This window comes from Pseudomonas guariconensis (assembly GCF_040822035.1).
GTDB lineage: Bacteria > Pseudomonadota > Gammaproteobacteria > Pseudomonadales > Pseudomonadaceae > Aquipseudomonas > Aquipseudomonas guariconensis.
The window spans coordinates 4,530,179-4,548,915 of record NZ_CP162012.1 but is presented as its reverse complement, the minus strand read 5'-3'; the positions used below and the strand labels follow the sequence as shown (position 1 = coordinate 4,548,915).

15 protein-coding genes, 2 rRNA genes and 1 pseudogene are annotated in these 18,737 nt (G+C 60.5%); 16 read left to right on the top strand and 2 right to left on the bottom strand.

From position 1 onward, the window contains the following. Positions 1 to 131 precede the first annotated feature (131 nt). The 5 genes from AB1N67_RS21080 to AB1N67_RS21060 all read left to right on the top strand — a co-directional run bounded on the left by AB1N67_RS21080 (position 132) and on the right by AB1N67_RS21060 (position 7,006). Positions 132 to 3,022 (top strand): 23S ribosomal RNA (locus AB1N67_RS21080). Positions 3,023 to 3,149: 127 nt separating this feature from the next. Beyond that, positions 3,150 to 3,265, top strand: a 5S ribosomal RNA gene (gene rrf / locus AB1N67_RS21075). A 178-nt stretch (positions 3,266 to 3,443) separates the two neighbouring features. Beyond that, entirely contained in the window at positions 3,444 to 4,103 is a 660-nt protein-coding gene (locus AB1N67_RS21070; protein ID WP_090346935.1) for a paraquat-inducible protein A, read from the top strand. Next, entirely contained in the window at positions 4,090 to 4,713 is a 624-nt protein-coding gene (locus AB1N67_RS21065) for a paraquat-inducible protein A (protein ID WP_090346945.1), read from the top strand. Before AB1N67_RS21070 ends, AB1N67_RS21065 begins: the two co-directional genes overlap by 14 nt. After that, on the top strand, positions 4,706 to 7,006 hold the full coding sequence (locus AB1N67_RS21060; protein ID WP_367863364.1) for an MlaD family protein: 2,301 nt from the start codon (positions 4,706 to 4,708) through the stop codon (positions 7,004 to 7,006). The genes AB1N67_RS21065 and AB1N67_RS21060 overlap by 8 nt, the downstream gene beginning before the upstream one ends. A 152-nt stretch (positions 7,007 to 7,158) precedes the next feature. Here the strand turns inward: AB1N67_RS21060 and rpsT are convergent, their stop codons facing one another. Then, positions 7,159 to 7,437, bottom strand: a complete 279-nt coding sequence (gene rpsT, locus AB1N67_RS21055) for a 30S ribosomal protein S20 (RefSeq protein WP_010220592.1) — start codon at positions 7,435 to 7,437, stop codon at positions 7,159 to 7,161. 250 nt (positions 7,438 to 7,687) lie between these two features. Between rpsT and murJ the strand changes: the two genes are divergently transcribed. The 6 genes from murJ to ispH all read left to right on the top strand — a co-directional run bounded on the left by murJ (position 7,688) and on the right by ispH (position 15,023). After that, positions 7,688 to 9,226, top strand: a complete 1,539-nt coding sequence (murJ, locus tag AB1N67_RS21050; RefSeq protein WP_090346937.1) for a murein biosynthesis integral membrane protein MurJ — start codon at positions 7,688 to 7,690, stop codon at positions 9,224 to 9,226. A gap of 118 nt (positions 9,227 to 9,344) precedes the next feature. After that, on the top strand, positions 9,345 to 10,295 hold the full coding sequence (gene ribF / locus AB1N67_RS21045) for a bifunctional riboflavin kinase/FAD synthetase (RefSeq protein ID WP_182816446.1): 951 nt from the start codon (positions 9,345 to 9,347) through the stop codon (positions 10,293 to 10,295). After that, positions 10,292 to 13,123: an isoleucine--tRNA ligase gene (ileS, locus tag AB1N67_RS21040; RefSeq protein ID WP_090346938.1), complete on the top strand. Its 2,832-nt coding sequence runs from the start codon at positions 10,292 to 10,294 to the stop codon at positions 13,121 to 13,123. Before ribF ends, ileS begins: the two co-directional genes overlap by 4 nt. Then, entirely contained in the window at positions 13,116 to 13,631 is a 516-nt protein-coding gene (lspA, locus tag AB1N67_RS21035; RefSeq protein ID WP_043209674.1) for a signal peptidase II, read from the top strand. Before ileS ends, lspA begins: the two co-directional genes overlap by 8 nt. Continuing rightward, on the top strand, positions 13,624 to 14,061 hold the full coding sequence (gene fkpB / locus AB1N67_RS21030; protein WP_043209672.1) for an FKBP-type peptidyl-prolyl cis-trans isomerase: 438 nt from the start codon (positions 13,624 to 13,626) through the stop codon (positions 14,059 to 14,061). The genes lspA and fkpB overlap by 8 nt, the downstream gene beginning before the upstream one ends. Before the next feature lie 14 nt (positions 14,062 to 14,075). Beyond that, positions 14,076 to 15,023 (top strand): 4-hydroxy-3-methylbut-2-enyl diphosphate reductase, encoded by a 948-nt coding sequence (ispH, locus tag AB1N67_RS21025; RefSeq protein WP_043209670.1) that lies wholly within the window; start codon positions 14,076 to 14,078, stop codon positions 15,021 to 15,023. Here ispH and AB1N67_RS21020 read toward each other — a convergent pair whose 3' ends face one another. Continuing rightward, positions 15,024 to 15,515 (bottom strand): GspH/FimT family pseudopilin, encoded by a 492-nt coding sequence (locus tag AB1N67_RS21020; protein ID WP_043209669.1) that lies wholly within the window; start codon positions 15,513 to 15,515, stop codon positions 15,024 to 15,026. Between the two features lie 108 nt (positions 15,516 to 15,623). On the opposite strand from AB1N67_RS21020, the pseudogene AB1N67_RS21015 reads away from it, so the two are divergent. The 5 genes and pseudogenes from AB1N67_RS21015 to thiO all read left to right on the top strand — a co-directional run. Further along, positions 15,624 to 15,764 (top strand): annotated as a pseudogene (locus AB1N67_RS21015) (prepilin-type N-terminal cleavage/methylation domain-containing protein); the annotation flags it as partial. Positions 15,765 to 15,967: 203 nt separating this feature from the next. Continuing rightward, positions 15,968 to 16,636, top strand: coding sequence for a PilW family protein (locus tag AB1N67_RS21010; protein WP_043209667.1), 669 nt, complete (start codon positions 15,968 to 15,970; stop codon positions 16,634 to 16,636). Next, complete coding sequence (locus AB1N67_RS21005; protein WP_090346939.1) at positions 16,633 to 17,118, top strand: hypothetical protein; 486 nt, start codon at positions 16,633 to 16,635, stop codon at positions 17,116 to 17,118. The genes AB1N67_RS21010 and AB1N67_RS21005 overlap by 4 nt, the downstream gene beginning before the upstream one ends. A gap of 1 nt (position 17,119) precedes the next feature. Then, positions 17,120 to 17,518, top strand: a complete 399-nt coding sequence (locus AB1N67_RS21000) for a type IV pilin protein (RefSeq protein WP_043209663.1) — start codon at positions 17,120 to 17,122, stop codon at positions 17,516 to 17,518. Positions 17,519 to 17,552: 34 nt separating this feature from the next. Next, positions 17,553 to 18,650 carry a glycine oxidase ThiO gene (gene thiO / locus AB1N67_RS20995; protein WP_182816436.1) on the top strand — a complete coding sequence of 366 codons (1,098 nt, stop codon included), beginning with the start codon at positions 17,553 to 17,555 and terminating at the stop codon, positions 18,648 to 18,650. Positions 18,651 to 18,737: the final 87 nt, after the last annotated feature.

Here is an 18,737-nt window from a genome sequence, read left to right as displayed (position 1 = left end):
ACTGATGACCACTTTCACTGGTGGGCCATCAGGCTAAGGTAAAATTTGTGAGTTCTGCTCTTTATTGAGCAACATGCGAATTTTCGGCGAATGTCGTCTTCACAGTATAACCAGATTGCTTGGGGTTATATGGTCAAGTGAAGAAGCGCATACGGTGGATGCCTTGGCAGTCAGAGGCGATGAAAGACGTGGTAGCCTGCGATAAGCTTTGGGGAGTCGGCAAACAGACTGTGATCCAGAGATCTCTGAATGGGGGAACCCACCTAGGATAACCTAGGTATCTTGTACTGAATCCATAGGTGCAAGAGGCGAACCAGGGGAACTGAAACATCTAAGTACCCTGAGGAAAAGAAATCAACCGAGATTCCCTTAGTAGTGGCGAGCGAACGGGGACCAGCCCTTAAGTTGATTTGAGATTAGTGGAACGCTCTGGAAAGTGCGGCCATAGTGGGTGATAGCCCCGTACACGAAAGTCTCTTATCAATGAAATCGAGTAGGACGGAGCACGAGAAACTTTGTCTGAACATGGGGGGACCATCCTCCAAGGCTAAATACTACTGACTGACCGATAGTGAACCAGTACCGTGAGGGAAAGGCGAAAAGAACCCCGGAGAGGGGAGTGAAATAGAACCTGAAACCGTATGCGTACAAGCAGTGGGAGCCTACTTTGTTAGGTGACTGCGTACCTTTTGTATAATGGGTCAGCGACTTATATTCAGTGGCGAGCTTAACCGAATAGGGGAGGCGTAGCGAAAGCGAGTCTTAATAGGGCGTTTAGTCGCTGGGTATAGACCCGAAACCGGGCGATCTATCCATGGGCAGGTTGAAGGTTAGGTAACACTGACTGGAGGACCGAACCGACTACCGTTGAAAAGTTAGCGGATGACCTGTGGATCGGAGTGAAAGGCTAATCAAGCTCGGAGATAGCTGGTTCTCCTCGAAAGCTATTTAGGTAGCGCCTCATGTATCACTCCAGGGGGTAGAGCACTGTTTCGGCTAGGGGGTCATCCCGACTTACCAAACCGATGCAAACTCCGAATACCTGGAAGTGCCGAGCATGGGAGACACACGGCGGGTGCTAACGTCCGTCGTGAAAAGGGAAACAACCCAGACCGTCAGCTAAGGTCCCAAAGTCATGGTTAAGTGGGAAACGATGTGGGAAGGCTTAGACAGCTAGGAGGTTGGCTTAGAAGCAGCCATCCTTTAAAGAAAGCGTAATAGCTCACTAGTCGAGTCGGCCTGCGCGGAAGATGTAACGGGGCTCAAACCATGCACCGAAGCTACGGGTATCACTTAGGTGATGCGGTAGAGGAGCGTTCTGTAAGCCTGTGAAGGTGAGTTGAGAAGCTTGCTGGAGGTATCAGAAGTGCGAATGCTGACATGAGTAACGACAATGCGAGTGAAAAACTCGCACGCCGAAAGACCAAGGTTTCCTGCGCAACGTTAATCGACGCAGGGTTAGTCGGTCCCTAAGGCGAGGCTGAAAAGCGTAGTCGATGGAAAACAGGTTAATATTCCTGTACTTCCAGTTATTGCGATGGAGGGACGGAGAAGGCTAGGCCAGCTTGGCGTTGGTTGTCCAAGTTTAAGGTGGTAGGCTGAAATCTTAGGCAAATCCGGGATTTCAAGGCCGAGAGCTGATGACGAGTTGCCTTTAGGCGACGAAGTGGTTGATGCCATGCTTCCAAGAAAAGCTCCTAAGCTTCAGATAACTGGGAACCGTACCCCAAACCGACACAGGTGGTCGGGTAGAGAATACCAAGGCGCTTGAGAGAACTCGGGTGAAGGAACTAGGCAAAATGGCACCGTAACTTCGGGAGAAGGTGCGCCGGCGAGGGTGAAGGACTTGCTCCGTAAGCCCATGCCGGTCGAAGATACCAGGCCGCTGCGACTGTTTATTAAAAACACAGCACTCTGCAAACACGAAAGTGGACGTATAGGGTGTGACGCCTGCCCGGTGCCGGAAGGTTAATTGATGGGGTTAGCGCAAGCGAAGCTCTTGATCGAAGCCCCGGTAAACGGCGGCCGTAACTATAACGGTCCTAAGGTAGCGAAATTCCTTGTCGGGTAAGTTCCGACCTGCACGAATGGCGTAACGATGGCGGCGCTGTCTCCACCCGAGACTCAGTGAAATTGAAATCGCTGTGAAGATGCAGTGTATCCGCGGCTAGACGGAAAGACCCCGTGAACCTTTACTATAGCTTTGCACTGGACTTTGAGCTTGCTTGTGTAGGATAGGTGGGAGGCTTTGAAGTGGGGACGCCAGTTCTCATGGAGCCATCCTTGAAATACCACCCTGGCAACCTTGAGGTTCTAACTCAGGTCCGTGATCCGGATCGAGGACAGTGTATGGTGGGTAGTTTGACTGGGGCGGTCTCCTCCCAAAGAGTAACGGAGGAGTACGAAGGTGCGCTCAGACCGGTCGGAAATCGGTCGCAGAGTATAAAGGCAAAAGCGCGCTTGACTGCGAGACCCACACGTCGAGCAGGTACGAAAGTAGGTCTTAGTGATCCGGTGGTTCTGTATGGAAGGGCCATCGCTCAACGGATAAAAGGTACTCCGGGGATAACAGGCTGATACCGCCCAAGAGTTCATATCGACGGCGGTGTTTGGCACCTCGATGTCGGCTCATCACATCCTGGGGCTGAAGCCGGTCCCAAGGGTATGGCTGTTCGCCATTTAAAGTGGTACGCGAGCTGGGTTTAGAACGTCGTGAGACAGTTCGGTCCCTATCTGCCGTGGACGTTTGAGATTTGAGAGGGGCTGCTCCTAGTACGAGAGGACCGGAGTGGACGAACCTCTGGTGTTCCGGTTGTCACGCCAGTGGCATTGCCGGGTAGCTATGTTCGGAAGAGATAACCGCTGAAAGCATCTAAGCGGGAAACTTGCCTCAAGATGAGATCTCACTGGGATCTTGAATCCCCTAAAGGGCCGTCGAAGACTACGACGTTGATAGGTCGGGTGTGTAAGCGCTGTGAGGCGTTGAGCTAACCGATACTAATTGCCCGTGAGGCTTGACCATATAACACCCAAGCAATTTGCTTCTGCAGATTGCGGTGGTGAAGACGAGAGAACCGAAAGTTCGCAACCACAACGATCACATATCCGAATTGGCTGGAGTGTCATGAGACAGTCTGGCAACAGAATTTCTTGACGACCATAGAGCATTGGAACCACCTGATCCCATCCCGAACTCAGTAGTGAAACGATGCATCGCCGATGGTAGTGTGGGGCTTCCCCATGTGAGAGTAGGTCATCGTCAAGATTCATTTCGCAAAACCCCTATCTGCGCGAGCAGGTAGGGGTTTTGTCTTTTCTGGTGCCGACCGCTACGCTCCACTAGCAAGCGGTCCGGCACCCAGAGCCATCCCCATGGCCATCATCTCCCACAATTTGAGTCAGAGCACTAGAATAGCCTCCATTCATCTATTCAGAATTTCGATATGCTTAATCCTGTCGACTCCGAAGCGCTGGCCCATTTGCCGCTGGATAAGCTCGTGGCTTGCCACGAATGCGACCTGTTGATGCGTAAGCCGGTGCTACAGAATGACGAAAAGGCACATTGCCCGCGGTGTGGCTACGAGCTTTATGCTCATCGTCACAACGTGGTCAATCGCAGCCTTGCGTTGGTGTTGACGGCCTTGCTGCTCTATGTGCCCGCCAACTTTCTGCCCATCATGCAGCTGCACTTGCTCGGTCAGACGTCGGACGACACTGTCTGGAGTGGTGTGCTAGGCCTATTCAACTCGAATATGCGCGGCGTGGCAGTCGTCGTGTTCCTATGCAGCATGGCGATCCCATTGCTCAAGCTTCTCTGCCAATTACTGGTTCTATTGAGCATTCGCCTAGATATCGGACGAAGTTACGGATTGCTCTTCTATCGTATTTATCACCACCTGCGTGACTGGGGCATGCTCGAGGTCTACTTCATGGGGGTGCTGGTTGCCATCGTCAAACTGGTCGATCTCGCGGAACTGACCATAGGCCTGGGGCTGTTTTGTTTCATCAGTTTGTTATTGGTCCAGGTATGGCTGGAGGTAGTGATGTCACCACATCAGATCTGGAGTGCGTTGTCGGGGGAGGATGAGCATGCGGGCGATTGATGCAGGCATCCTGGTCTGTAATGAGTGTCATGAGCTGAACCGGCAGGCATCTGGCAGTGATGCGCAGTCCTGTACCCGTTGCGGCGCCACCGTGCATGCACGGCGCCCCAACAGTATCGTGCGCACTTGGGCGCTTCTGATCACCGCGTCCATTCTCTATATTCCCGCCAACGTGTTGCCGATCATGACAGTCAGCGCGCTGGGGCAGGGCAGCCCGGACACGATCATGTCTGGAGTCATCACCCTGCTCAAGCACGGCATGTTGCCTATCGCCGCCGTGGTGTTCATTGCCAGTATTCTGGTGCCCACCTTCAAGCTGGTGGGTATCGGGCTGTTGTTGTATTCGGTGCAACGTCATCAACCGCTGTCGGCGCGTCAGCGGATCCTGATGTACCGCTTCATCGAGTTCATTGGCCGCTGGTCCATGCTGGATATCTTCGTCATCGCCATCTTGGTGGCGGTGGTGAATTTCGGCCGTATTGCCAGCGTCGAAGCCAACTTGGGCGCCGTCGCCTTCGCCTCTGTGGTGATACTGACGATGCTTGCAGCTTTAACTTTCGATCCCCGACTGATTTGGGATAACACGGAGTCGGATAACGACCATGAGTGACATGGCTACGGCTAAAACCCGCCCAGCTTCGAACTGGTCGGCGATATGGATTTTGCCGCTGATTGCCTTGCTGATAGGTGGCTGGCTGGCTTGGCAGGCCTATCGTGATTCAGGGGTAGATATCCAGGTTCGTTTCCTGTCCGGTGAAGGCATCGTCGCCAACAAGACCGAAGTCATCTACAAGGGCATGTCCGTTGGCAAGGTGAAGGCCTTGGTGCTCGATGCCAAAGGAAGCAATACGGGTGTCATCGCCACCATCGAGATGAGGAAGGAGGCCGAGCCGCATCTGACCACCGGGACGCGCTTCTGGCTGGTGAAGCCGAGCGTCAGCCTGGCAGGGATCACAGGGCTGGAAACGCTGGTTTCAGGTAACTACATTGCCGTCAGCCCCGGTGAGGGGGAGAAGACCAAGCGCTTTACCGCCCTCTCCGAGGCACCGCCGTTGTCCGATAGCGAGCCGGGCCTGCACCTGACCCTCAAGGCCGATCGTCTGGGCTCGCTCAATCGCGACAGCCCTATTTTCTACAAGCAGATCCAGGTCGGCCGGGTGAAGAGCTACCGCCTTTCCGAAGACCAGGACACGGTAGAGATCAAAGTGTTCATTGAGCCGGCCTACGCGAATCTGGTGCGCAAGCACACACGATTCTGGAATGCCAGTGGCATCAGCATCGATGCGGATCTATCGGGTGTGAAGGTGCGCAGTGAATCCTTGGCCAGCATTGTCGCCGGGGGCATCGCCTTTGCCACTCCCGAATACCGCAAGGACAGCCCTCCCACCGACCCCAGCCTGCCTTTCCGTCTGTACGAGGACTTCGACGCTGCTCAGGCGGGTATCCGTATCAAGGTCAAGCTGACAGACTACGAAGGCCTGCAGGCTGGGCGTACCCCTGTCATGTACAAAGGTATCCAGGTGGGGTCGTTGAAAACGATGAAGATCGCGGACGACCTGACCAGCGCCACGGCCGAGTTGACACTCGACCCGCTGGCCGAAGACTACCTGGTCGAAGGGACGCAGTTCTGGGTGGTCAAGCCTTCCATTTCGCTGGCCGGTATCACGGGCCTGGAGGCCTTGGTCAAAGGCAACTATATCGCCATACGTCCAGGCGAGAAGGGCGCCAAGCCACAGCGCGAGTTCGAGGCGCGCCCGAAGGCGCCACCGTTGGACCTGAAAGCGCCAGGCCTGCACATGGTGCTGTTTGCCGATAACCTGGGCTCGCTGGAAGTCGGAAGCCCGGTGATGTATCGCCAGGTCAAGGTTGGTAGCGTGCAAAGCTACCAGTTTGCTCGCAACAGCAAGCGCATCCTGATTGGCGTGCATATCGAGAAGGAGTACGCCCATCTGGTCAACGGCTCCTCGCGCTTCTGGAATGCCAGTGGCATCACCTTGTCTGGCGATCTTTCGGGGATCAAGGTCAAGAGTGAATCGCTGCAGACGCTCATGGCAGGTGGTGTGGCATTCGATACGCCAAAGGCTGATGTGCCTTTGAAACGGCGCATTCCCCGCTTCCGCCTGCACGACAATCAGGAGGCCGCGGATCGTGCGGGTACCCAGATCACCATTCGTGTGGATCGCGCCGATGGCCTTAAGCCAGGCACGCCTATCCGCTTCCGCGGCCTGGATGTGGGGAGTGTGGAAAGCGTCGACCTGACGTCCGACCTGCAGGCTGTGCTGCTGCGGGCGCGCATCACCGGAGCCCAGGACCGCATCGCCCGGGTTGGTACCCAGTTCTGGGTGGTCAAGCCGGCCTTTGGCCTAGTGCGTACCGAAAACCTCGATACCCTGGTTGGCGGGCTCTACCTTGAGGTGCTGCCAGCGTTGAAGTCCAAGGGGCCGCAGCGCGACTTTATCGCCTTGCCCGAGGCGCCCGAGCTGACCGAGCCGGAGGTCGGCTTGCCGCTGACCCTCAGTGCACCGCGTCGTGGATCCATCAAGCCCGGCGTGCCGGTGACCTATCGTGAGGTGACAGTGGGCAAGGTGACGGGCTTCGAGCTGGGGCAGACCGCTGATCGTGTCCTTATCCACATCCTTATCGAGCCTCGCTACGCGGCCTTGGTGCGTGGTGGGAGCCGGTTCTGGAACAGCAGCGGCTTTGGCTTCGACTGGGGCCTGTTCAAGGGCGCCACGGTTCGCACCGAGTCCTTGGAAACGCTTATCGATGGCGGGATTGCCTTCGCGACGCCCGATGGCGACAAGATGGGCAGTCCAGCCCGGCCGCAACAGACCTTCGCCCTGTTCGACAAGCCTGAGGATGAATGGCTGCTGTGGGCGCCGAAGATCCAGATCGGCAAATAGTACGTGCAAAAGGGGCCGCAGTGCGGCCCTGTCACCATGCAAGGCTCGGCGCGTTGCGTGGTGACGGGGTCTCACTGCGGCCCTTTTCATTGGCTCAAATCGCAGGCAATAAAAAACCGACCCTAGGGTCGGTTTTTCGACAAGCGCATCGCTTAGGCAGCTGCAGCTTCTTTCAGCGCCTTGATGTGGCCATTCAGACGGCCTTTGTGGCGAGCAGCCTTGTTCTTGTGGATGATGCCTTTGTCGGCCATACGGTCGATAACAGGCACAGCCAGGGTGTAGGCGGCTTGCGCTTTTTCGGCGTCTTTTGCGTCGATGGCCTTGACTACATTCTTGATGTAGGTGCGGACCATGGAACGCAGGCTGGCGTTGTGGCTGCGACGCTTCTCAGCCTGTTTTGCACGTTTCTTGGCGGAAGGTGAGTTGGCCACCGTCGAGCTCCTCGAAAGACTTTAGGTAAATAGCAAACAAAATAGGCCGCGAATCATGCCGATCAGTCGAACGGTTGTCAAGGCCACCTTGAGGGTTCCGCCGAGCGGTTCGCGAGCGTGAAGGAATGATTCCTTTCTGCGCAGCGACCTGTAAACTCGGGAGTTTTGGCTTCCCCTTCAACGGCGCGGAAGTATCGCACATTCGGGCGCTTTCTGGCAGCGCCCTCCGTCCCTGGCGTGAAATTCTTCCATGAACCTGCTCAAATCCCTGGCCGCCGTCAGTTCCATCACCATGATCTCCCGGGTACTCGGGTTCATACGCGACACCATCCTGGCGCGGGTTTTCGGCGCCGGTATCGCGACCGATGCCTTTTTCATCGCCTTCAAGCTGCCCAACCTGCTGCGCCGGATCTTCGCCGAAGGTGCGTTCTCGCAGGCGTTCGTGCCGATTCTGGCGGAGTACAAGACTCAGCAGGGTGAGGAAGCGACCCGCACGTTCATTGCCTACGTCAGCGGCCTGCTGACCCTGGCGCTGGCTCTGGTCACCGCCCTGGGAATTCTCGCCGCGCCCTGGGTGGTCTGGGTGACCGCTCCGGGCTTCGTCGACAGTGCCGAAAAATACGAGCTCACCACCGCCCTGCTGCGGGTGACATTTCCTTATATATTGCTGATCTCTCTTTCCTCGCTGGCCGGGGCGATCCTCAATACCTGGAACCGTTTTTCGGTGCCGGCCTTCACCCCGACGCTGTTGAACGTCGCCATGATCGCCTTCGCCGTGCTGCTCACCCCGTATTTTGATCCACCCATCATGGCCTTGGCCTGGGGTGTGCTTGCCGGGGGGCTGGCGCAGCTGCTGTACCAACTGCCGGCATTGAAGAAGATCGGTATGCTCGTGCTGCCGCGGCTGAACCTGCGCGACACCGGCGTCTGGCGTGTGCTCAAGCAGATGCTGCCGGCGATCCTCGGAGTGTCCGTCAGCCAAATCTCGCTGATCATCAACACAATCTTCGCCTCCTTCCTGGTGGCCGGTTCGGTGTCCTGGATGTACTACGCCGACCGCCTCATGGAGTTGCCCTCCGGCGTGCTGGGCGTAGCGCTGGGCACCATCTTGCTGCCGACCCTGGCCAAGACCTACGCCAATCGTGACCGGCACGAGTATTCGCGGATTCTCGATTGGGGGCTGCGTCTGTGCTTCTTGCTGGTGCTGCCTTGCACCTTGGCCCTGGGCATTCTCGCCGAGCCGCTGACCGTCGCGCTGTTCCAGTACGGCAAGTTCACTGCGTTCGATGCTGCCATGACCCAGCGCGCCCTGATCGCCTATTCGGTCGGCCTGCTCGCGCTGATTCTCGTCAAGGTGCTGGCCCCGGGCTTCTATGCGCAGCAGAATATCCGTACGCCGGTGAAGATCGCGATCTTCACCTTGGTCTGCACCCAACTGCTCAACCTGGCCCTGATCGGTCCGTTGCAGCATGCGGGCCTTGCCCTGGCGATCAGTCTTGGGGCTTGCCTGAATGCCGGTTTGCTGTACTGGAAGCTGCGCAGCCAGCAGTTGTTCCAGCCGCAGCCGGGCTGGGCGGTGTTTCTGTGCAAGCTGGTACTGGCGGTGGGCCTGATGTCCGGTGTGCTGCTGGCTGGCATGCATTACATGCCAGCCTGGGAGCAGGGCGGGATGCCTGAGCGATTCCTGCGTCTAGGGGCATTGATCTTCGCGGGTGTGGTGACCTACTTCGGTTGCCTGTTCCTGTGCGGGTTCCGGCCTCGGCATTTTGCCCGCAAGGCCTTGCACTAAGGCCGATGTCGGGTCAGACGTCGGTTTTTCGCATTCCACGTCACCCCCTGGCGCTGCTGCCTGTCACCGGCGCCCGGGTGTGGTTATAATCGGCCACTTTATGAGCAAGAAGCGCGTTATGCAGCTGGTTCGAGGTCTTCACAACCTGCGCCCCGAGCACCGGGGCTGTGTCGCCACCATTGGCAACTTCGACGGGGTTCACCGTGGCCACCAGGCAATCCTGGCGCGCCTGCGCGAGCGTGGGCAGGCGCTTGGCCTGCCAACCTGCGTGGTGATCTTCGAGCCTCAACCACGTGAATACTTCGCCCCCGATACCGCACCTGCTCGCCTGGCCCGGCTGCGCGACAAGGTCGAACTGCTGGCTGCCGAGGGTATCGATCGGGTCCTGTGCCTGGCCTTCAACCAGCGCCTGAGCCAGCTCAGCGCCCAAGAGTTCGTCAAGGCCATCCTGGTCGACGGCCTGGGTGTGCGCCACCTCGAAGTGGGTGACGATTTCCGCTTCGGCTGCGACCGCGCCGGCGACTTCGCCTTCCTGGTCGAGGCCGGGCATCAATACGGTTTCAGCGTGGAGGCGGCCAACACCGTCATCCAGGACGGACTGCGGGTGAGCAGCACCGAGGTGCGCAAGGCGTTGGCCCAAGCCGATTTCGAGCTGGCTGCGCACCTGCTGGGCCGCCCCTACCGTATAACCGGCCGGGTGTTGCACGGCCAGAAGCTGGCGCGCCAGCTCGGCACCCCCACCGCCAATATCCAGCTCAAGCGCCGCCGCGTGCCGCTGAGCGGCGTCTACCTGACCAGCGCCGAGATCGACGGCAAGGTCTGGCCAGGTGTCGCCAACATCGGGGTTCGTCCCACCGTCGCCGGTGATGGCCGTCCCCACCTGGAGATTCATCTTTTGGATTTCGCCGGCGATCTGTATGGCCGGTGCCTGACGGTGGAGTTCCACCAGAAGCTGCGCGAGGAGCAGCGTTTCGCCTCCCTGGAGGCGCTGAAGTCGGCGATCGACGCGGACATCGCCGCCGCACGTGCCCATTGGCACGCTCAACCGCTAACGAAGAGCCTGAAATGACCGACTACAAAGCCACGCTTAACCTTCCGGACACCGCCTTCCCGATGAAGGCCGGCCTGCCTCAGCGCGAACCGCAGATCCTGCAGCGCTGGGACAGCATTGGCCTGTACCAGAAGCTGCGTGAAATTGGCAAGGATCGTCCGAAGTTCGTCCTCCATGACGGCCCGCCCTATGCCAACGGCAAGATTCATATCGGTCATGCGCTGAACAAGATCCTCAAGGACATGATCGTCCGTTCCAAGACCCTGTCGGGCTTCGATGCGCCCTACGTACCGGGCTGGGACTGCCACGGCCTGCCGATCGAGCACAAGGTCGAGGTCACCCACGGCAAGCACCTGACCGCAGACCGCACCCGCGAACTGTGCCGTGAGTACGCCGCCGAGCAGATCGAAGGCCAGAAGACCGAGTTCATCCGCCTGGGTGTGCTGGGCGACTGGGACAACCCCTACAAGACCATGAACTTTGCCAACGAGGCTGGTGAAATCCGTGCCCTGGCCGAGATGGTCAAGCAAGGTTTCGTGTTCAAGGGCCTCAAGCCTGTGAACTGGTGTTTCGACTGCGGATCGGCCCTGGCCGAGGCCGAAGTCGAGTATGCCGACAAGAAATCCCAGACCATCGACGTGGCCTTCCCGGTCGCCGATGCCGACAAGCTGGCTGCCGCCTTCGGCCTGGCCAGCCTCGCCAAGCCCGCCGCCATCGTCATCTGGACCACCACCCCTTGGACCATCCCGGCCAACCAGGCGCTGAATATCCACCCGGAGTTCAACTACGCCCTGGTCGACACCGGCGAGCGCCTGCTGGTGCTGGCCGAAGAACTGGTCGAGTCCTGCCTCAAGCGCTACAACCTGGAAGGTTCGGTGATCGCCACCGCGCCGGGTTCGGCACTTGAACTGATCAATTTCCGTCACCCGTTCTACGACCGCCTGTCGCCGATCTACCTGGCCGACTACGTCGAACTGGGCGCCGGTACCGGCGTGGTGCACTCCTCGCCAGCCTACGGTGAAGACGACTTCGTCACCTGCAAGCGCTATGGCATGGTCAACGAAGACATCCTCACCCCGGTGCAGAGCAACGGCGTGTATGTCGAGTCGCTGCCGTTCTTCGGCGGCCAGTTCATCTGGAAGGCCAACCCGGCCATCGTCGACAAGCTGAGCGAAGTCGGCGCGCTGATGCACACCGAGACCATCAGCCACAGCTACATGCACTGCTGGCGTCACAAGACCCCGCTGATCTACCGCGCCACCGCCCAATGGTTCGTCGGCATGGACAAGCAGCCCACCACCGGCGAGCCGCTGCGTGAGCGTGCCCTCAAGGCCATCGAAGACACCAAGTTCGTGCCGTCCTGGGGCCAGGCCCGCCTGCACGCGATGATCGCCAATCGCCCTGACTGGTGCATCTCGCGTCAGCGCAACTGGGGCGTGCCGATTCCGTTCTTCCTCGACAAGCAGACCGGCGAGCTGCACCCGCGCACCGTCGAGCTGATGGAAGAAGTGGCCAAGCGCGTCGAGAAGGAAGGCATCGAGGCGTGGTTCAAGCTGGATGCCGCTGAATTGCTCGGTGAAGAAGCCGGCCAGTACGACAAGATCTCCGACACCCTGGACGTCTGGTTCGACTCCGGCACCACCCACTGGCATGTGCTGCGTGGTTCCCACGATATCGGCCATTCGACCGGCCCGCGCGCCGACCTGTACCTGGAAGGCTCCGACCAGCACCGCGGCTGGTTCCACTCTTCCTTGCTGACCGGCTGCGCCATCGACAACCATGCGCCATATCGCGAACTGCTGACCCACGGCTTCACCGTGGACGAGAGCGGCCGCAAGATGTCCAAGTCGCTGGGCAACACCATCGAGCCACAGAAGGTCAACGACACCCTGGGTGCCGATATCCTGCGCCTGTGGGTCTCGGCCACCGACTATTCCGGCGAAATGGCGGTCTCCGAGCAGATCCTGCAGCGTAGCGCCGACGCCTACCGTCGTATCCGTAACACCGCGCGCTTCCTGCTTTCCAACCTGTCCGGCTTCGACCCGGCCCGTGACCTGCTGCCGGCCGACGACATGCTGGCGCTGGACCGCTGGGCCGTCGACCGCACCTTGCTGCTGCAGCGCGAACTCGAAGAGCACTACAGCGAGTACCGTTTCTGGAACGTCTACTCCAAGGTGCACAACTTCTGCGTTCAGGAGCTGGGTGGCTTCTACCTCGACATCATCAAGGACCGCCAGTACACCACCGGCGCCAACAGTGTCGCCCGACGCTCCTGCCAGACCGCGCTGTACCACATCAGCGAGGCCCTGGTGCGCTGGATCGCCCCGATCCTGGCGTTCACCGCCGACGAGATCTGGCAGTACCTGCCAGGCGAGCGCAACGAGTCGGTGATGCTCAACACTTGGTACCAAGGGCTGTCCGAGCTGCCGGAAGGCTTCGAGCTGGATCGCGCCTACTGGGATCGCGTCATGGCGGTCAAGGCAGCGGTCAACAAGGAGCTGGAGAACCAGCGCGCGGCCAAGGCCATCGGTGGCAACCTGCAGGCTGAAGTCACCCTGTTCGCCGAAGAAGGCCTGAGCGCCGACCTGGCCAAACTGGGCGATGAACTGCGCTTCGTGCTGATCACTTCCGCCGCCAGCGTGGTGCCGTTCGTCCAGGCGCCGGCCGATGCCGTGACAACCGAAGTCGAAGGCCTCAAGCTGAAAGTCGTCAAGTCCGGCCATGCCAAGTGCGGCCGTTGCTGGCACTTCCGCGCCGACGTCGGCAGCCACCCGGAGCATCCGGAAATCTGCGGCCGCTGCGTAGACAACCTCAGCGGTTCCGGCGAGGTGCGCCACTATGCCTAATCCTGCAGCGGGGCGCTTGGGGCGCCTTGCCTGGCTCTGGCTGAGCCTGGTGGTCCTGGTCCTTGACCAGGCCACCAAGGTCTATTTCGAGGGTGCCCTTAAGCTGTACCAGCAGATCGTGGTCATCCCCGATTACTTCAGCTGGACCCTGGCCTACAACACTGGTGCTGCATTCAGCTTCCTGGCCGACAGCTCCGGCTGGCAGCGCTGGCTGTTCGCCCTGATCGCCGTGGTGGTCAGTGCGGTGCTGGTGGTCTGGCTCAAGCGCCTGGGGCGCAACGACACCTGGCTGGCCGTGGCCTTGGCGCTGGTGCTCGGTGGTGCGCTGGGCAACCTGTACGACCGCATTGTGCTGGGCCACGTGGTCGACTTCATCCTGGTGCACTGGCAGAACCGTTGGTATTTCCCGGCCTTCAACCTGGCCGACAGCGCTATCACCGTTGGTGCGGTGATGCTGGCGCTGGATATGTTCAAGAGCAAGAAGTCCGGAGAGCCTGTCCATGACTGAAACCCGTATCGGTCAGAACACTGAAGTCACCCTGCACTTCGCGCTGCACCTGGAAAACGGCGACACCGTCGACAGCACGTTCGACAAGGCACCGGCCACCTTCAAGGTGGGCGACGGTAATCTGCTGCCAGGCTTTGAAACCGCGCTGTTCGGCTTCAAGGCCGGTGACAAGCGTACGCTGACCATCGTCCCTGAGAACGCCTTCGGCCAGCCGAACCCGCAGAACGTACAGGTCATGCCGCGCTCGCAATTCGTTGACATGGAGTTGTCCGAAGGCTTGCTGGTGATCTTCAACGACGCCGCCAACGCCGAGCTGCCTGGCGTGGTCAAGGCGTTCGACGACGACCAGGTGACCATCGATTTCAATCACCCACTGGCTGGCAAGACCCTGACTTTCGAGGTGGAGATCCTCGAGGTCAAGGCCCTGTAAGCCTGGAGCCGAGCATGCAAATCAAACTCGCCAACCCTCGCGGATTCTGCGCGGGGGTCGACCGGGCGATCGAGATCGTCAACCGCGCCCTGGAAGTCTTCGGCCCGCCGATCTATGTGCGTCATGAAGTGGTGCACAACAAGTTCGTGGTCGAGGACCTGCGCAACCGCGGGGCCATCTTCGTCGAAGAGCTCGACCAGGTGCCGGACGACGTCATCGTCATCTTCAGCGCCCATGGTGTTTCCCAGGCCGTGCGCCAGGAAGCGGCCGGCCGGGGGCTGAAGGTGTTCGACGCCACCTGCCCGCTGGTGACCAAGGTTCACATCGAGGTGGCCAAGTACAGTCGCGATGGCAAGGAGTGCATTCTCATCGGCCATGCCGGGCATCCGGAAGTCGAGGGCACCATGGGCCAGTACGACGCCAGCAATGGCGGCGCGATCTACCTGGTCGAGGATGAGGACGATGTCGCCAACCTTCAGGTTCGCGATCCCGAGCACCTGGCCTTCGTGACCCAGACGACCCTGTCGATGGATGACACCAGCCGTGTCATCGACGCCCTGCGTGCGCGCTTCCCGAACATCGGTGGTCCGCGCAAGGACGACATCTGCTATGCCACGCAAAACCGTCAGGACGCCGTCAAGCAGCTTGCCGATGAGTGTGACGTGGTACTGGTGGTCGGCAGCCCCAACAGTTCCAACTCCAACCGCCTTCGCGAGCTGGCCGAACGCATGGGGACCCCGGCGTACCTCATCGACGGTGCCGAGGACCTGCAGCAAGGCTGGTTCGAGGGCGTGGCCCGTATCGGCATCACCGCGGGTGCCTCGGCTCCCGAAGTGCTGGTGCGTGGCGTGATCGAACAACTGCGTGCCTGGGGCGCCACCGGCGCTGAAGAGCTCGATGGCCGGGAAGAGAACATCACCTTCTCCATGCCCAAGGAACTGCGGGTTCGCTCGCTGATCTGATCAGGCGCCTGCGCACCGTGACGAGTCTCTCGTTCCGGTGCGCAGGTCGACCCTGCCGCTGGGTGCCAACACCACCCAATACCGGCTCGTTTGCTCCGTGCGTGGGCAAATCTCCAACGTAGCCCCGAGAAACCCGCGATTGCCCCGCAGCGGAACGCCCAGGCCGCTGAATGTCACCTCGTTATCCACATTGCTGGCGATCTCGAGCCTGCGCGCGAGGCGTTGCTCGTGCAGTAGTTGCCCGTTGTGTGCCAGGTGTGTACGCCAGCCCAGACCCCAGTCCCCCTCCAACGCTTGTACCTGTACCGCTTGCTGCTGTAGCACGGCATGGCTGCGTGCGCTACGCAGTGCTTGCGCCAAGTAGCGGGCCGCGGCGGCTTGGTGCAGGTCGTGACTGAGATTGGCGTAGGCCGGCAATCCAACTTGTGCCAGAAGGCTGATCAGCGCCAAGGCGCACATCATTTGTATCAGTGTTGCTCCACGTTGCTGCACCGTGCATTTCTCCCAGGACGTGCTTCGCTGTAGCTTCGAGGCCGACGGACAGGGCGTCCAGTCGGCAGATTTGGAGAGCAAGAGCAGGAAAATTCCCAGGAGGGAAGGATGCAAGCGAGGGAGCGCGGCATAACGCTGCTGGAAGTGCTGTTGACGATGACTGTGTTGGCGCTGGGGTTGTTCGCTGCCGCGGCTCAACAATTGCGCGGGTTGCAGATAAGTGACGAGGCGCGGCGTGACAGCCAGGCGGTCTATTTGGCGCAAGGGTTGTTGGAGCGCGGCAGGGCGCTCGGTGTCCTGCCGGAGGCCGAGCGGGCGGATTGGCAAGGCCGGATTCGCCGGCTGCTGGGTGCTTCGGCGCAAGGTCGGGCGACGGGCGCCGGTGAAACCTAGTCGTTGGAAATTCACAGGTCAGGCCAGGCGCTCATCAGCTTGCGGGGCAGGGTATCGCCTTGAGGCATACCCAGGCAGGCTACGGGTTGCTCGAGGCCTTGCTGGCGCTGACGATCGGGCTGGTACTGCTGGGGACGGCGAGCCAGGTGTTCGTGTCCACCTATCAGGCTTGGCAAGCGCAGGCCGCCACGGCACGACTGCAGGATGACGCCCGGCTGGCGTTGCATCGCATGGCTCAGGACATCCGTTCGGCCGGTATGTTGGGCTGCCTGCGTCACGACGCCATCACCTTCGACAGCCCGGCGGCAGCCGCCGCCTTCGCCCAGCCTGTGCGCATCGCCCGAACCGGGGGCGGACGCCTGGAGAGCCTGAACCTGGTCGGTGAGCAATTACCCGGTACCGGGCGACAAGCGGACTGGGTACTGCTGACCGATTGCCTGAGCTGGGCCCAGGTGAGTAACCCGCGCGACGTCAGCGCGCGATCCGATGCGCTGCTGTTCCCCCTCCAGCGCATTGCCTACCAACTGCAGGGTAATGATTTGCGGTTGGTGCGTGGCAGCCAGTCCCAGACGCTGATCGATCAGGTGCGTGACCTGCGCGCCACGCTGGTGCCGACGCAAGAGGGCGGGCGCGTCGATGTGCAGCTCACGTTGTTCGATCCGCGCCACCAGATCGAGCTGCGGCATGAGATGAGTGTGGCCCTGCGCAACCGGTTGCCCGAGTCATGAGGCGCCAACGGGGTATCGTCCTTCTGACCGGACTGCTGCTGAGTCTGCTCTTGGGGCTGCTGGCGGCATCGGCGCTGCACGACGCCCTGCGGCTGGCGCGCTCGACTGCTCAACTGCTGGTCAGTGCCCAAGCACTGGAGCAGGCAGAGGCAACCTTGCTGGAGGGCCGTGACCGCTTGCTGCGGGCGCCGCCAAGGCCCTGCGCGCCGCCCTGTGCGCCGCCCGCCGAAGCCCATGATGTGCGGGGCGGGGAGGCGGCATGGCAGCGAGCGGAGCAGGGTTTTTTCTTTTTGCAGAACCTGGGTGAAAGCACTCGGGCGGTACATGTCCCCGAAGACATCCCTGTGCGCCTGTTCAGGGTCACGGCGGTGAGCCAGCACCTGACGGCGCGGCATGTGCTGGAAGCAATCTACGCCGTTGAGGCAGGGCAAAAGACGCGCGCCCAGCGCATCGTATGGCGCCAACGATTGAGGGAACAGTGACATGCAGCGAGGCCTTGGCCTGATCGAATTGTTGATTGTGCTGGCGGTGACCGGCATTCTGGCAGCCATTGCCTACCCCAGTTACAGCGACCAGCTCAGGCGTGCCGCGCGAAGCGAAGTGATTGGCCTGCTGCAGGACGCAGCCCTGCGTCTGGAACGCCACAGAGCGCGTACTGGACAGTACGCCGATCCTGACCCTCAGGTACCGCCTTTGCCTGTCGGCACACGCTATTACCGCTTGCTGGCGCAACGTGACGACGACAGCTTCGTGCTGCTCGCCAGGCGCCTGCCCGAGGGCATGATGGTTGACGATCGTTGTGGCGACTTCCAGCTCGATCAGGCTGGAGTGCGTGGCAATCCGGGTGCCGGCATGCCGGCCGAAGATTGCTGGGGGCGTTGAAGGCCCGGATTTAATTCAGCTAGTGGATCGACAGATGAGCAAGCAAGTAGTGGTTGTCGGTGGTGGGGTGATCGGGCTGCTGACGGCGTTCAACCTGGCGCCGAAGGTCGACCAGGTGGTGGTATGCGATCAGGGTGAGGTGGGGCGCGAGTCGTCCTGGGCCGGCGGCGGTATCGTCTCGCCGCTGTACCCCTGGCGCTACAGCCCGGCGGTAACCGCCCTGGCGCACTGGTCGCAGGACTTCTATCCACAATTGGGTGAGCGCCTGTTCACCTCTACCGGCATCGATCCGCAAGTGCATACCACCGGCCTGTACTGGCTGGACCTGGACGACGAAGCCGAAGCCCTGGACTGGGCTCAGCGCGAGCAGCGGCCGTTGAGCGCTGTGGATATCTCTGCGGCATACGATGCAGTACCGGTGCTTGGCCCTGGCTTCAAGCGCGCCATCTACATGGCGGGGGTGGCCAATGTGCGTAACCCGCGCTTGGTGAAGTCACTCAAGGCTGCATTGCTGGCGATGCCCAATGTGACCCTACGCGAGCATTGCCCGGTCAGCGGGTTCTGCCAGGAAGGTGGCCGCATCACTGGCGTACACACTGCCGAGGGCGTGCTGACGGCGGACGAGGTGGTGCTCAGTGCCGGTGCCTGGAGTGGCGACCTGCTGCGTACACTGGGGTTGGAACTGCCGGTGGAGCCGGTGAAGGGGCAGATGATCCTGTTCAAGTGCGCCGAAGACTTCTTGCCGAGCATGGTCCTGGCCAAAGGGCGCTATGCCATTCCGCGTCGTGACGGGCACATCCTGGTGGGCAGTACCCTCGAGCACGCCGGATACGACAAGACTCCCACCAACGAGGCGCTGGAAAGCCTCAAGGCTTCGGCGGTGGAGCTATTGCCGGCCTTGGCGAATGCCGAAGTGGTAGCACATTGGGCTGGCCTGCGCCCTGGCTCGCCGGAAGGGATTCCCTATATCGGGCCAGTGCCGGGGCACGAAGGGCTGTGGTTGAACTGCGGGCATTACCGCAATGGGCTGGTGCTGGCGCCCGCATCGTGCCAGCTGTTCACCGACCTGTTGACCGGCGGTCAGCCGATCATCGATCCGGTGCCTTATGCGCCAGGTGCGCGTCTGGTTTGACTTCGCAGCTCCCGCAGGATCTGTGGGAGCGCGTTTATCCGCGAATAGGTCGGCGCCAGCACGAGGCAGTTGTTCCGCACAGCCAAC

Coding starts and splice junctions, on each gene's coding strand:
- AB1N67_RS21070 (WP_090346935.1), top strand. CDS start 3,444: ATGCTTAATCCTGTCGACTCCGAAGCGCTGGCCCATTTGCCGCTGGAT.
- AB1N67_RS21065 (WP_090346945.1), top strand. CDS start 4,090: ATGCGGGCGATTGATGCAGGCATCCTGGTCTGTAATGAGTGTCATGAG.
- AB1N67_RS21060 (WP_367863364.1), top strand. CDS start 4,706: ATGAGTGACATGGCTACGGCTAAAACCCGCCCAGCTTCGAACTGGTCG.
- murJ (WP_090346937.1), top strand. CDS start 7,688: ATGAACCTGCTCAAATCCCTGGCCGCCGTCAGTTCCATCACCATGATC.
- ribF (WP_182816446.1), top strand. CDS start 9,345: ATGCAGCTGGTTCGAGGTCTTCACAACCTGCGCCCCGAGCACCGGGGC.
- ileS (WP_090346938.1), top strand. CDS start 10,292: ATGACCGACTACAAAGCCACGCTTAACCTTCCGGACACCGCCTTCCCG.
- lspA (WP_043209674.1), top strand. CDS start 13,116: ATGCCTAATCCTGCAGCGGGGCGCTTGGGGCGCCTTGCCTGGCTCTGG.
- fkpB (WP_043209672.1), top strand. CDS start 13,624: ATGACTGAAACCCGTATCGGTCAGAACACTGAAGTCACCCTGCACTTC.
- ispH (WP_043209670.1), top strand. CDS start 14,076: ATGCAAATCAAACTCGCCAACCCTCGCGGATTCTGCGCGGGGGTCGAC.
- AB1N67_RS21005 (WP_090346939.1), top strand. CDS start 16,633: ATGAGGCGCCAACGGGGTATCGTCCTTCTGACCGGACTGCTGCTGAGT.
- AB1N67_RS21000 (WP_043209663.1), top strand. CDS start 17,120: ATGCAGCGAGGCCTTGGCCTGATCGAATTGTTGATTGTGCTGGCGGTG.
- thiO (WP_182816436.1), top strand. CDS start 17,553: ATGAGCAAGCAAGTAGTGGTTGTCGGTGGTGGGGTGATCGGGCTGCTG.